The sequence below is a fragment of the Nonomuraea cypriaca genome (assembly GCF_015645445.1).
Lineage (GTDB): Bacteria > Actinomycetota > Actinomycetes > Streptosporangiales > Streptosporangiaceae > Nonomuraea > Nonomuraea cypriaca.
On sequence record NZ_JADOGI010000137.1, the window covers coordinates 1 to 13,003 of the forward strand.

The 13,003-nt window shown below is 70.5% G+C and carries 9 protein-coding genes and 1 pseudogene; 7 read left to right on the forward strand and 3 right to left on the reverse strand.

Annotated features, from left to right (window positions below):
- The first annotated feature begins 270 nt into the window (after positions 1 to 270).
- The 5 genes from ITP53_RS35135 to ITP53_RS35160 all read left to right on the forward strand — a co-directional run bounded on the left by ITP53_RS35135 (position 271) and on the right by ITP53_RS35160 (position 7,408).
- Positions 271 to 1,734 carry a zinc ribbon domain-containing protein gene (locus tag ITP53_RS35135; protein WP_195899767.1) on the forward strand — a complete coding sequence of 488 codons (1,464 nt, stop codon included), beginning with the start codon at positions 271 to 273 and terminating at the stop codon, positions 1,732 to 1,734.
- Positions 1,734 to 3,350: a serine/threonine protein kinase gene (locus ITP53_RS35140; protein ID WP_195899768.1), complete on the forward strand. Its 1,617-nt coding sequence runs from the start codon at positions 1,734 to 1,736 to the stop codon at positions 3,348 to 3,350. Before ITP53_RS35135 ends, ITP53_RS35140 begins: the two co-directional genes overlap by 1 nt.
- 190 nt (positions 3,351 to 3,540) lie before the next feature.
- Positions 3,541 to 5,736 (forward strand): DUF6421 family protein, encoded by a 2,196-nt coding sequence (locus tag ITP53_RS58185; protein WP_195899769.1) that lies wholly within the window; start codon positions 3,541 to 3,543, stop codon positions 5,734 to 5,736.
- Positions 5,733 to 6,362 (forward strand): SDR family NAD(P)-dependent oxidoreductase, encoded by a 630-nt coding sequence (locus ITP53_RS35155; RefSeq protein ID WP_195899770.1) that lies wholly within the window; start codon positions 5,733 to 5,735, stop codon positions 6,360 to 6,362. The genes ITP53_RS58185 and ITP53_RS35155 overlap by 4 nt, the downstream gene beginning before the upstream one ends.
- Positions 6,359 to 7,408, forward strand: coding sequence for a threonine aldolase family protein (locus ITP53_RS35160; RefSeq protein WP_195899771.1), 1,050 nt, complete (start codon positions 6,359 to 6,361; stop codon positions 7,406 to 7,408). Before ITP53_RS35155 ends, ITP53_RS35160 begins: the two co-directional genes overlap by 4 nt.
- 153 nt (positions 7,409 to 7,561) lie before the next feature.
- Here the strand turns inward: ITP53_RS35160 and ITP53_RS35165 are convergent, their stop codons facing one another.
- Positions 7,562 to 8,959 carry a phytoene desaturase family protein gene (locus ITP53_RS35165; RefSeq protein ID WP_195899772.1) on the reverse strand — a complete coding sequence of 466 codons (1,398 nt, stop codon included), beginning with the start codon at positions 8,957 to 8,959 and terminating at the stop codon, positions 7,562 to 7,564.
- A gap of 3 nt (positions 8,960 to 8,962) precedes the next feature.
- A complete protein-coding gene (locus ITP53_RS35170; protein WP_195899773.1) occupies positions 8,963 to 9,580 on the reverse strand; it encodes a DUF305 domain-containing protein in 618 nt (205 codons plus the stop codon).
- 136 nt (positions 9,581 to 9,716) lie between these two features.
- On the opposite strand from ITP53_RS35170, the gene ITP53_RS35175 reads away from it, so the two are divergent.
- The gene (locus ITP53_RS35175) at positions 9,717 to 10,430 is read left to right on the forward strand and encodes a DUF3105 domain-containing protein (protein ID WP_195899774.1); all 714 of its coding nucleotides are present in this window, start codon (positions 9,717 to 9,719) and stop codon (positions 10,428 to 10,430) included.
- Positions 10,431 to 10,485: 55 nt separating this feature from the next.
- On the opposite strand, the gene ald is transcribed toward ITP53_RS35175, so the two are convergent.
- Positions 10,486 to 11,601 (reverse strand): alanine dehydrogenase, encoded by a 1,116-nt coding sequence (ald, locus tag ITP53_RS35180; RefSeq protein ID WP_195899775.1) that lies wholly within the window; start codon positions 11,599 to 11,601, stop codon positions 10,486 to 10,488.
- 109 nt (positions 11,602 to 11,710) lie between these two features.
- Between ald and ITP53_RS35185 the strand changes: the two are divergent.
- Positions 11,711 to 12,898, forward strand: a pseudogene (locus tag ITP53_RS35185) (RNA-guided endonuclease InsQ/TnpB family protein); the annotation flags it as partial.
- Positions 12,899 to 13,003: the final 105 nt, after the last annotated feature.

Sequence of the window (13,003 nt, forward strand, 5' to 3'; positions counted from 1 at the left end):
CCCCCACCCTCCAGGGCCCCGCCCCGGGTGTCCTGGGCGGGGTCCAGGAGGGGGGGGGCGGGGGTGTAACGCCGGGCGCGATGCCCGCGATGGGGTCGTAGTGAGTGCTCAATGTTTTCGCCACCGACATCGCGCCGGACGGGTCTCGAAGGGCCACGCCGATCGCTTAGCCATCCCGATGCCTAGTAAGCGCTTGCCTACATGACGGTCTCTTGACTTACGGCACGTGATTGGGACCCTGGTCCTATTCCTGCTTTTTGGAGCGAAGCGATGGCGCGCCTCACAGCTCTTGCCGGTGGTCTCGCGGCGGCACTGGTGCTGATCGCGACCCCCGTGGCGGCGCACGAGCACCCCAGCGGCATCACCGACCTGGTGACACCGGCCGTGGTGCGCGTGGAAGCCGAGTCCCACGTGGAGATCACCCTGCTGGACCACGTCGGGGATCTCGTCCATGTGGAGCGCTCCTACGACGTGCCGATCGCGACAGGGACCGGCACTGTCGTCAATCCTGAAGGCGCCATCGTCACGCTCACCCGCATCGTCGAACCAGAAGAGGACCCGGCGATCTACGCGGTCAACAAGATCTTCGCCGAGCACCACAAGGTCAAGATCCCCGACGACTTCGACAAGCACGAGGTCTCCGACGACGTGCTGGACCGTCATCTCCAGTCGTGCTATCCGCCCAAGAGCAAGACCGCCACCTGCATCATCAAGAAGTCCACCGTCATCACGGTGTTCCCCAACACCTCGCCGGCCGACCCCGACGGCTTCAAGGCCGAGGTCGTCGGGACCGGCGACCAGCCCGACAGCCCCGCCGTGCTCGTGCCGCTGGGCGGGGCCGTGGGCAGCGTGGGCCTGCCGACCGCGCCGCTCGGTGACAAGGTGCCCGGGCAGGAGGGCTCGCCCACCAGCATCGCCGGCTTCATCGAGCGGCCGCGCCCCGGCGTGCACCACACGGTCGAGATCGCCCACCTCGGCAAGGGCGGCACCACGGGGGAGACGGGCCGGCCGTTCGCCGACCCGGAGAAGAAGGTCGACGAGCCCGTCAAGATGGGCCGTCTGGCCGACAAGGGCATGCTCGGCGCGCCGGTGATCGGCGACAAGGACGGCCACATCATCGGCATGCTGGTCGGCGGCGGCAAGGACGCCAAGATGATCGGCGTCAGGGAGATGACCGGCGCGCTCACCAAGGCCGGGGTGGCACCGCGCAGAGGCGCGATCGACACGGCGTTCGAGGCGGCGCTGACCCGCTTCCACACCAACTACTACACCGAGGCCGCGCCGGGGTTCCAGCGCGTGCTCGAGCTCTATCCCGGCAACGTGGTGGCCGCCGCGCTGCTGAAGACCTCACTGGCCAAGCGGGGCGGTCCCGAGGACCAGGGCACCAAGCGGGCGGCGACGGCGCCGAGCGGGTCCACGCCGCTGTGGCCGTTCATCGTGGCGGCGGGGATACTCTTCATCGCCGCGGGAGGTGGCGCGTATCTGCTGTGGCGTCGCCGCGCTCCGGAGAAACAGACAGCGCCGCCACAGCCACCGGCGGCCGGCCCACCGCTCGAGGACGGCGCCGGCCAGACCGTGGTCGTGCGGCGGTCCCAGCCGTTCCACGTGGTCCCCCAGCAGCAGCAGGTGATGACGGCGCCGGATCCCGCGATCAAATACTGCACCTCGTGCGGCATGCGGCTCGGCCCCGCCCATCGCTTCTGCGGCTACTGCGGCCACCCCAGCGAGACGTGATGCAATTGAATGAAAGATCGCTCATCGGCCAGGAGGTGGCCGGGTACTACATCGAGGACATCGTCGGCAAGGGCGGCATGGCCGTCGTCTACCTGGCGCTCGACCCGAGGTTGAGCCGCCGCGTCGCGCTGAAGATCCTCAACCCGGTGCTCAGCGTCGACGACCGGTTCAGGCAGCGGTTCATCCTGGAGTCCAGGACCGTCGCCAGCATCGAGCATCCCAACATCATCCCGATCTACGAGGCCAACGCCGACGCCGACGGCGTCCTCTACATCGCCATGCGCTACGTGGACGGCCTCGACCTGCGCCGCCTCATCTACGACCGGGGCCCGCTGCCGATCGGCCAGGCCAACCAGATCTTCGCCCAGGTGGCCGCCGCGCTCGACGCCGCCCACGCCCACGACCTGATCCACCGCGACGTGAAACCGGCGAACATCCTGCTGGCCGGCGACCACGTCTACCTGACCGACTTCGGCATCACCAAGCACCGCTCGTCGATCTCCGGGCTGACCCAGACCGACCAGTTCATCGGCACGCCCCGCTACATGTCGCCCGAGCAGATCAACAAGGAGCACATCGACGGCCGCTGCGACCAGTACGCGCTGGCCTGCGTCGTCTACGAGTCGCTGTCGGCGCGGCTGCCCTTCCAGCGCGAGAACGACATCGCGCTGCTCTGGGCCCACCTGGCCGAGACCCCCACGCCTCTGTCGCAGATCAGGCCCGAGCTGCCGCCGCAGGTCGACGCCGTGATGATGCGCGCCCTGGCCAAGTCGCCCGAGCAGCGCTACGACACCTGCGCCGAGTTCGTCACCGCGCTGCGCGACGCGATCAGCGGGCAGCAGCCGGACCCCTCCAGCGGCCCCCACGCGGTCCCCTACGCCCTGCGGAACCCCGGACCCCGGACGGGCCCGCACACCGGCCCCCACACTGGCCCGCCGTTCGCCCAGCCGGCGCCGGGCGGGGCGCTCAGGGCGCCCGCGCCGGCCACGCAGCCCTCGGTGTCCAGGGGCCGCCCCGGCCGCATCCCGATCGTGGCCGCCACGCTGGTCGCCGCCGTGGCGGCACTCGCCCTGGTCGCCATGATCATCATGAACCACCGCGGCGACACCTGGTCCCGCTACACGACCAGCGCCGCCGCGCCGCTCACGTTCGAGTATCCAGGCGACTGGACGGTACGCACCCACCGCGACCTCTTCGCGGTGGCCTCGCCGCACGCCACCGAGTTCGAGTCCCTGTTCGTGGCCGGTCCCGGCGCCGACTGGTCGGCGGTCTCCCAGATCGTCGCCGACGATCCCGACAGCGCCTCCGGCGTGTACGTCCAGGTCTCCGACACCCTCGACGCCCGCGGCGACTCCGAGCAGATGAGGGCCAAGATGGAGGTCCTGCTGCCCGGCCAGGTCGACCTGGGTAAGCCCGTGCAGGACCAGGCCGGCAACAAGCCCGCCACCCGCTTCGACGGCGCGCTGCACGACCCCGACACCGGCACCAGGCTGGGCTTCGTGAGCTATGTGATCGAGCGCGAGCCCAGCACCATGCTCGTGATGTACTTCTGCGCCAAGACCACCTGCGACGACGCCACCCAGACCCGCATCAGGCAGAGCGTCCACCTGCCGTGACCTGTCACTCACCTGAGCCCGGTTCGGCCTGGGTGCGCGACCGGGCGCAGGCCGTCGTGTTCGCGTACGAGTCCGGCGTCGTACGGCCGGGAGTCGCCTGACCGTCTCGGTATGCGGAAGGGTTTGGCGGGGCATACCGCTTTTGTGTGTATATTTTCCGTCATTAGGTGGTAGTGGCAGGAGATATTTCATGCAGGCGTTCCCCAGGGTGCTGTTCGACGAGGCCCACAGCGAGTCGTGGACGATCCGGCGCGAGGTGGCCGAGGCCATCAACCCCGCGCATCCCGACGACAACAGCTACGTCCGGGCGGCCGGGCTGCTGCGGCACCTGGGGCACACGGTCACCGCCCACACGTCAGGACCGCTCGGGGCCGAGCTCCTGGCCGGGCAGGACGTGCTGGTGATCGCGCACCCGTCGGGGGAGCGGTGGGAGCGGACGACCGGGCAGGGGAGCCCGGTCATGACCGCCGCCGAGCTGGACGCCGTCGAGTCCTTCGTCGAAGGCGGCGGCGGGCTCGTGGTGCTGGCCGAGGAGGAGCAGGACAAGTACGGCAACAACCTGGGCGAGCTGCTCGCCCGGTTCGGGGTCGGCGTCGTGCACACCACCGTGCGCGACCAGAAGCACGCCCACAGGGACGTCGCCACCTGGGTACGCGCCGGCCGCGCGACCGGTGACGGGCTGCTCGCCGGCGTCCGTACGGCCTGCTTCTACCGCTCCGGCGTCCTGACCGTCACCGGCGAGGCGACCGTGCTGTTCGCGACCTCCCGGGAGGCCGACCCGGCGGGCGCGCCGCTGGCCGTCGCGGTGCGGCACGGGCGGGGCCGCGTCGTGGTGTTCGCCGACTCCGACCTGTTCGGCGACGACTCCATCGACGACTACGACCACCGCGCCCTCTGGGCGAACGTGGTCACCTGGGCCGCCCGCCTCCCCGGCACCGACGCCGGCGAACTGCCCGACGAGGCCGGGGCGGCAGGCACGACGGCCGATGGAGTGGCCGGCACGGTGGCCGGCGCGGCGTCTGGTGGGGCGACTCGCGCGGCGGCCGGCACGGCGTCTGGTGAAGTGGCCGGCGCGGCGGTCGGTGGGGTGGCTGGGAAGGCGGAGGCGTTCGGGGGGCTGAAGGCGGCTGTGGAGGAGTTGAGGCCGCTGCAGGTCAAGGATGGGTCGGTGCCTGAGGAGGCGAAGGAGCGGGCCGGGGCGCTGGTGGGGGTGATCGGCGCGCGGGTAAACGAAATTTCCGGATATTTCCCGCATGACGCCGCCTACCTCCAGGCCGTCCAGGACGACCTCGCCAAGTGGGCGGAACAGGGGCTCGGCGTTCCCGACTTCCTCGACTCGCTCGACCTGTTCCACCCCGACACCCAGCGCGAGGACGGCCTGGAGCACGTCGTGGTGTTCCCCATGTACACGCAGAACGGCAACCCGGCCCGCAACCTCGAAGCCGTCTGGATCCGGACGATCTGGCCCGCCTGGCTGGCCGAGCTGGAGTCGGGCGGCTACGACAACCCGATGTTCGTGCCGATCGCGTTCCGGGACTTCACCTCGGGCTACGACACCCACTCTGCCGTGCTGTTCCCCGAAACGGTCGCGGTGCGCCGGGCGCCCGAGCGGTTCACGTGGGGCGGGATCTTCGCCGACCGGGAGGCGGCCAGGTTCAGGAGGGTGTCCAGGGCCGCCGCCGAGACGCTGCGGCTCGACCTGCCGCCCGACGCCGCGCGGCTGCTGGACTCGCAGCGGCTCGCGCAGGACACGTTCGTGTTGTGGGACCTGGTCCACGACCGTACCCACAGCCACGGCGACCTGCCGTTCGACCCGTTCATGATCAAACAGCGGATGCCGTACTGGCTGTACGCGCTGGAGGAGCTGCGCTGCGACCTGACCGCGTTCGGCGAGGCCGTCAAGCTGGAGGCGCGGGGGGTGCCGCACGCCAGGTACGTGCAGACCGCGATCCTCTTCGACCGGCTGTTCCGCTTCCCGATCACGGGGGTGCGGGTGCGTAACTACGACGGGCTCGGGGGCCAGTTGCTCTTCGCCTACCTGCATCGCAACGACGTCGTGCGGTGGACTGACAACCGGCTCACGATCGACTGGGAGCGGGTCGCGGGCGGTGTGGCCGACCTGCGGGGCGAGATCGACAAGCTCTACCGCGACAGCATCGACCGCTCCAAGCTGGCGCACTGGCTGGCGGCGTACGAGCTGGTGAGCGCGTACGTGCCGGCGCATCCTGGCTCCACCTGGGCCCGGGGCATCCAGGCGCTGCCCGAGGAGCAGAAGGCCAAGGTCGACGCGGTGCTGCCGGACGAGTTCCCGCTGAGCATGTTCTACGAGGCGCTGCGTCGTAAGCTGACCGATGTGGTCGAATCGACTAAGGGGCTCCGAGTATGATCATTCTGGTTACGGGGGCAGGAGGCCCCACAGGTGAGGCTATTTCCCAATTTTTCGGGAAAAGCGGTCACACCGTGATCGCCGTCGACAAGGACGACGTCGATCTCCTCGACCGCGCGGCCGTACACGACCTGGCGGACCGGATCCGCCGTGAGCACGGGCACGTCGACGGCGTGGTGCACCTGGTCGGCGGGTGGCGCGGGTCGGACACGTTCGCCGAGACGAGCCTCGACGACTGGGATCTCCTGCACGACCTGCTGATCCGCACGCTCCAGCACGTGTCGCTCGCCTTCGAGCCGCTGCTGCGCGAGAGCGCCGGCGGCCGGTTCGTGATCGTCTCGGCCCAGGCGGCCCAGCACCCGACAGCCGGCGGGGCCGTCTACGCGGCGGCCAAGGCGGCGGCGGAGGCGTGGACGCTCGCGCTGGCCGACGCGCTCGCGGGCACGTCGAGCGCGGCCACCATCCTGGTGGTCAAGGCCCTGGTGAACGACACCATGCGGGCCGCGAAACCGGAGGCGAAGTTCCCCGGCTTCACCGACGTCAACGACCTCGCGGCGGCGATCGGCGGACTCTACGACCGCCCCGCCGCCGAGATCAACGGAATCCGATTGGACCTCACTGCGTGACTCCCCGGCACGACCCCCAGCTCAAGACGTTCGCCAGCGACAACTACGCGGGCGTGCACCCGGAGATCCTCCAGGCCATCGCGGCCGCCAACGGCGGCCACCAGATCTCCTACGGCGACGACGTCTACACCGAGGCCCTGCAGGACGTCTTCAAGCGGCACTTCGGCGACAGCGCGCACGTGTGGCCGGTCTTCAACGGCACGGCCGCGAACGTCGTCTCCCTGCGTGCCATGACCGCCCCCTGGGAGGCGGTCATCTGCGCGGAGAGCGCCCACATCAACACCGACGAGGGTGGCGCGCCCGAGGTGGCGGGCGGCATCAAGCTGCTGACCGTGCCCACGCCCGACGGCAAGCTCACGCCCGGCCTGATCGACCGGCAGGCGTGGGGCTTCGGCGACGTGCACCGTGCCCAGCCGCGCGTGGTGTCGATCTCGAACACCACCGAACTGGGCACCGTCTACACGCCCGGCGAGATCGCCGCCGTCTGCGCGCACGCCCACAGCCTGGGGCTGCTCGTCCACGTCGACGGCTCCCGCCTGACCAACGCCGCCGCCGCGCTGGACGTCCCGATGCGCGCGCTGACCACCGACGCCGGAGTGGACGTGCTCTCCTTCGGCGGGACGAAGATCGGCCTGCTGTACGGCGAGGCGGTCGTGGTGCTCAACCCCGCCGCCGCCAACGGGGTCGACTACATCCGCAAGACGTTCATGCAGTTGTCGTCGAAGATGCGGTTCGTGTCGGCGCAGTTCGAGGCGCTGCTGTCGGGTGAGCTGTGGTTGCGCAACGCCCGCCGGGCCAACGCCATGGCCCTTCGGCTGGCCGAGGCGGTGCGCGGCATCCCGGGCGTCGAGGTGCCGAGGCCGGTGGAGGCCAACGCGGTGTTCGCGGTCCTGCCGAAGGACGTCGCCGAGCGGGTGCGCAAGCGGTTCAGGTTCTACACCTGGGACGCGGACACGGGCGAGGTGCGGTGGATGTGCGCGTTCGACACCACGGAGGCGGACGTGGACGCCTTCGCCGCGGCTGTCGCCGAAGAGATGCTCGCCTGACCACCCGAGCCTGATCGCCCGAGTCTGACCATCCGAGTCTGACCATCCGAGCCTGGCCGCCCGAGCCTGGCCGCCCGAGCCTGGCCGCCCGAGCCTGGCCGCCCGAGCCTGGCCATCCGAGCCTGGCCACCCGTATGGTCGCCCTCGCTCACGTCAGGAGCGGAGGGCCAGGCGGGCGGCCTGGTGGCCGCCCATCCCGTGGGCTCCCGGACCTGGCGGCGTGGCGGACGAGCACAGGAACACGCCGGGCAGCGGCGTCCGCCACGGCGCCGGTGACCAGACCGGGCGGCGGAGGAACTGCCGCAGGCCCGCCAGCCCGCCGCCGATGTCGCCGCCCACCAGGTTGGGGTTGGCCGCCTCCAGCTCGGCGGGCCCCATGGTGTGCCGGGCCAGCACGCGGTCGCGGAAGCCGGGAGCGTACCGCTCGATCTGGGTCTCGATGGCGTCCGTCATGTCGGCGCGAGAGCCGTTGGGGACGTGGCAGTAGGCCCACAGGGTGTGCCCGCCCCGGGTCGGGTCGGCCGCGTACGGCTGGACGAGCAGCACGTACGGTCGCGGCGAATGCCGTCCCGCGGCCGTCTCCGCCTCGCTGAGCGCGATCTCCTCCAGCGTCGAGCCCAGGTGCACCGTGCCCGCGCCCGCCACCGCCTGGTCCCGCCACGGCACCGGCCCGTCCAGCGCCCAGTCCACCTTGAACACCCCGGGCCCGTAACGGAAGCGCTCCAGCCGCCGGCGATAGCCCGCGGGCAGATCGGCCATGGCGAGGAACTGCCTGGGCGTCACGTCGAGCACCACCGTAGGCGCGTCCAGCTCCGCCAGGCGGCGGACCCGATGCCCGGCCACCGCCTCACCCCCGAGCGAACGCAGCTCGGCCACCAGCGCGTCGGCCAGCACCTGCGACCCTCCCCGCACCACCGGCCAGCCCACCAGGTGGGCCAGGGACGCGAGCAGCAGGCCGTAGCCGGTGGTGAGGGGCGCGCGCAGGTCGAGCATCGAATGCGCGGCCATGCCCGCGATCAGCGCCCGCCCCTCGACGGTACGGAACGCCCGTCTGGCGAACGTCGTGACCGGCAGCACCCCCGCCAGCCCGAACCCGGCCGCCCGCGCGAACACCCCCGGCGCCGTGGGGTACGGCCCCAGCGGCTGGAGCAGCAGGTCCACCAGCGGGAACCCGGCCCGCGCGATCGCCCCCGCGCTCGCCAGCCAGGCCCGCCCGTCACGCCCGAGACCCTCGGCGGTGCGGCGCGCGTCGCGGTGCACCAGCACGGCTGGGCGGTCGTCCAGCGGATGGGCCGCGGCCACCGGCGGATGGACGTACACCACGCCCTTGAGACTGAGCTCACGGAGGGCAGGCGACGCCAGCGCCATCGCCATCACGGTCGCGCCCAGGTCATGCACCCGGCCGGGCAGCGTCACTTCTTCGGATCTGAGCCCGCCGCCGAACCGGTCGGCCGCCTCCAGGAGCAGCACCCTGCGCCCGGCGCGGGCCAGCGTGACGGCGGCGACCAGCCCGTTGGGCCCCGACCCCACCACGACTGCGTCGGCGCTCATCGCTCACGCGGGCCGCAGGATCGACGGATACGGCTTCGCGCCGCGCTTCGCGAGCAGGTCGGTCATGAGCTTGATCTCGCCGCTCTGACCTTCGATGATCTTCTGGGCCATGTTGACCACCTCGCCCCGGGTGGACAGCTTGACCAGGCCCTCGGCCATCTGCACGCCGCCTTCGTGATGGCGGATCATCAGCTGCAGGAAGAGCACCTCGGCCGCCGTGCCCTGCGTCTGCCTGAGCTTCGTGATGTCCTGCGGCGTGGCCATGCCCGGCATCGCGCCGGGCGCGGCCGTGGCGCCGCCGTGGCCGTGGCCGCTCATCCAGGCCATCGGCCGCTGGCCGGCCGCCAGGCCGAGATCCCACTGCTGCAGCCAGCCCTGGAACATGCCGCGCTGGTTGGACTGGGTGGTGATGATGTCGAAGGCCAGGCTTCTGATCTCCCTGGCGGAGGTCTTGTCCCTGATCGTGAACGCCATGTCGACGGCCTGCGCGTGGTGCGCGGCCATGTCGCGGGCGAATCCGGCCTCGGGCGAGGTGTCACCAGGCGTGCCCGTGCGACCGAACAACAGGAACGCGGCCACGGCGAGCACGAGGACGCCGCAGACGATCAGGAGTGGTTTCATGACGGGCTTTTCCATGGCCTATCCAGCGTACCCACCAGCGGGAGGGGTCGTGATCGGACCCTTATAACGCTCTTATTCTCCACATACGCCCTGAGGGCATAGGGTGACCCGGAGTTGGTACGCCGATGGAGGAACGATGACGAAGGAGAAGGCGCGGGCGAGGCGCGATCATCTGCAGCAGATGCGCACCCAGCAAAAGCGCAAAGAACGCCGCGCCGCGCTGCTCATGTGGGGAGCGGGAGGGCTGATCATCGTGGTGCTCGTCGGCGTGGTCGGGTTCTACCTGGTCAATCAGGCCCGCCAGACCTCGCTCGACGCGGTGACCAGCGTCAAGTACGACGCCGGCCAGCATGTCTGGAACGCGGTCACGTACAAGGAGACCCCGCCGGTCGGTGGTGAGCACAACAACTACTGGCAGCAGTGCGCGGTCTACGACAAGCCGATCCACAGCGAGCACGCCGTGCACTCGATGGAGCACGGCGCGGTCTGGATCACCTACCGGCCCGACCTGCCCAAGGCTCAGGTCGACAAGCTGAAGGAGGTCGCGTCCTCCACAGGCCAGCAGGACTACCTGCTGATGAGCCCGTTCCCCAACCTGCCCTCGCCGGTGGTCGTGTCGTCGTGGGGTCACCAGCTCAAGCTGGACAACCCGGAGGACCCGAAGCTCGGGGCGTTCATCAAGCGTTACCAGAACGGCGCGGACACGCCTGAGCCCGGCGCCCTCTGCGGCGGCGAGGACGCGATCACCACCACGGCCGACCAGGCGCCGTTGCCGCCGGAGCCCACCGGCCAGGAGCAGCAGCCGCCGATGGAGACCCTGGCCCCGTCGCCCAGCCAGTCCCAGCAGTAGCGGCCGTCTCAGGGCCCGGCCTCCGCCCGGGCCCTGAGACGCGGCCGGCCACGCCTCAGGCGAGCAGGTCCTGTGGCGGCGTCCAGCCCAGCCCGTGGGCCTCGGCCACCGGGCGGCTGGTCAGGTAGCCGTCGTGGGTGCTCAGGCCGTGCGCGAGCGTCCGATCGAGGCGCATGGCGGGCCGCCAGCCCAGGTCGGCGATGGCGAGCGCGTACGGCAGCGTGACGTTCGTCAGCGCGAACGTCGAGGTGTGCGGCACCGCGCCCGGCATGTTGGCCACGCAGTAGAAGATCGAGTCGTGCACCCGGTAGGTCGGCCGCTCGTGCGTGGTGGGCCGGGAGCCCTCGAAGCAACCGCCCTGGTCGATCGAGACGTCCACCAGCACCGAGCCCGGCTTCATCCGGCTCACCAGATCGTCGGTCACCAGCGTGGGCGCCTTGGCGCCGGGCACCAGGACCGCGCCGATGACCAGGTCCGCCTCCAGCACCGCGCGCTCGATCTCCAGCGTGTTGGAGGCGACGGTCTGGCAGTGCCCCTGGTAGATCAGGTCGGCCTGGCGCAGCTTGTCGAGGTTCTTGTCGAGCAGCAGCACCTCGGCCTGCATGCCGAGGGCGATGGCGGCGGCGTTCATGCCGGACACGCCCGCGCCGATGACGACGACGTGCGCCGCGCGCACGCCGGAGACGCCGCCCATCAGCACGCCCCTGCCGCCCTTCGAGCGCATCAGGTGGTACGCGCCCACCTGCGGCGCCAGCCGGCCGGCCACCTCGGACATGGGCGCGAGCAGCGGCAGCGCGCCGTCCTGCGTCTGGACGGTCTCGTAGGCGACCGCGGTGCACCCCGCGTCGAGCAGCGCCCGCGTACAGGCCCGCGAGGCCGCCAGATGGAGGTAGGTGAACAGCACCTGTCTCTTGCGCAGCCGGTGGTACTCCTCCGCCACCGGCTCCTTCACCTTCATGACCAGCTCGCTGTCCGCCCAGAGCTCGTCGGCCTCGGGGACGATGACGGCGCCCGCCGCGACGAAGTCGGCGTCGGGAATCGACGAGCCCGCGCCCGCCTCGCGCTCGACGAGGACCCGGTGGCCGTGGCGTACCAGTTCGTGCACCCCCGCAGGGGTCAGCGCCACGCGATATTCGTTGTTTTTGACCTCTCGCGGAACACCGATCTTCATCGAATCTCCTTGAGCGTGGAGGCCTCCACCTTCAGGCGGAGGAAACGCGACACGCCGCTGTATGGGAACATGCATACGATTACTTGAATGGACACGTAGAGTGGTCGGTGTGGCACAGATCGTGAAGCGTGCGTACAAGTACCGCTTCTACCCCACCCCCGAGCAGGCGGCGGAACTGTCGCGCACGTTCGGCTGTGTCCGCCTCGTCTACAACCAAGCGCTGGAGGAACGCACCCGCGCCTACCGGACGGAAGGCCGCGGCGTCTCTTATGCGGAGTCGTCGGTGTGGCTGACGGCGTTGAAATGCAGCGGCGAGTACGCCTTCCTGGCGCAGGTGTCGTGCGTGCCGTTGCAGCAGGCGCTGCGGCATCTGCAGGCGGGGTTCGCGCACTTCTTCGCCAAGCGGGCCCGGTATCCGGTGTTCAAGTCGCGCAAGAAGGCGCGGGCGTCGGCCGAGTACACCCGCTCCGGGTTCCGCTGGCGTGACGGCGCGTTGACGCTGGCGAAGATGGACGCGGCGCTGGCGATCGTGTGGTCGCGGCCCCTGCCGGACGGCGTGCGGCCGTCCACGGTCACGGTGTCGCGGGACGCGGCCGGGCGGTGGTTCGTCTCCCTCCTGGTGCAGGAGAAGATCCGCCCGCTCGCACCTACCGAGAACGCCGTCGGCGTCGATGCGGGCATCACCGCCCTGGTGACCCTGTCCACCGGGGAGAAGGTCACCAACCCACGGCATGAGCGGCGCGACCGGCGCAGCTTGGCCCGGGCGCAGCGGGCGCCGGCCCGTAAGCAGCCGGGGTCGGGCAACCGGGCCAAGGCTCGGTTGAAGGTCGCGAAGGTGTATGCGCGGATCGTGGATCGCCGTCGTGATTTCCTGCACCAGTTGTCCACCCGGCTTGTTCGCGAGAACCAAGTGATCGCCGTGGAGGACCTGACCGTCCGCAACATGATCAAGAACCGGTGTATGGCTCGCATGATCTCGGACGCGTCCTGGCGGGAACTTCGGACGATGCTGGCGTACAAGGCGGCGTGGTACGGGCGGAGGCTCGTGGTGATCGACCGCTGGTTTCCCTCGTCGAAACTGTGCGCGGCCTGCGGCACCGTCCAGGATGTGATGCCGCTGGACATCCGCACGTGGGTGTGTGCCTGCGGCGCGTCCCATGACCGGGACGTGAACGCGGCCCGCAACATTCTCGCCGCCGGGCTGGCGGAGCGCTGAAACGCCTGTGGAGCCAGCGTAAGACCCGACCAGCGCGAGCTGGGCGGGCGGCTGGCGGTGAAGCAGGAAACCCAACCCGCGAGGGCTGGACTCCCCCGGCTTCAGCCGTGGGGAGGAGGTCAAGGGTCAACTCTTCTCGTGACGAAAAACGGGCGCTTCTCCGTCTATTCTTCCCCTCTTCTCACA

What these genes read in the sequence shown, in the direction of transcription:
- ITP53_RS35135 (WP_195899767.1), top strand. Translation starts at nt 271, where the DNA reads ATGGCGCGCCTCACAGCTCTTGCCGGTGGTCTCGCGGCGGCACTGGTG.
- ITP53_RS35140 (WP_195899768.1), top strand. Translation starts at nt 1,734, where the DNA reads ATGCAATTGAATGAAAGATCGCTCATCGGCCAGGAGGTGGCCGGGTAC.
- ITP53_RS58185 (WP_195899769.1), top strand. Translation starts at nt 3,541, where the DNA reads ATGCAGGCGTTCCCCAGGGTGCTGTTCGACGAGGCCCACAGCGAGTCG.
- ITP53_RS35155 (WP_195899770.1), top strand. Translation starts at nt 5,733, where the DNA reads ATGATCATTCTGGTTACGGGGGCAGGAGGCCCCACAGGTGAGGCTATT.
- ITP53_RS35165 (WP_195899772.1), bottom strand. Translation starts at nt 8,959, where the DNA reads ATGAGCGCCGACGCAGTCGTGGTGGGGTCGGGGCCCAACGGGCTGGTC.
- ITP53_RS35170 (WP_195899773.1), bottom strand. Translation starts at nt 9,580, where the DNA reads ATGAAACCACTCCTGATCGTCTGCGGCGTCCTCGTGCTCGCCGTGGCC.
- ITP53_RS35175 (WP_195899774.1), top strand. Translation starts at nt 9,717, where the DNA reads ATGACGAAGGAGAAGGCGCGGGCGAGGCGCGATCATCTGCAGCAGATG.
- ald (WP_195899775.1), bottom strand. Translation starts at nt 11,601, where the DNA reads ATGAAGATCGGTGTTCCGCGAGAGGTCAAAAACAACGAATATCGCGTG.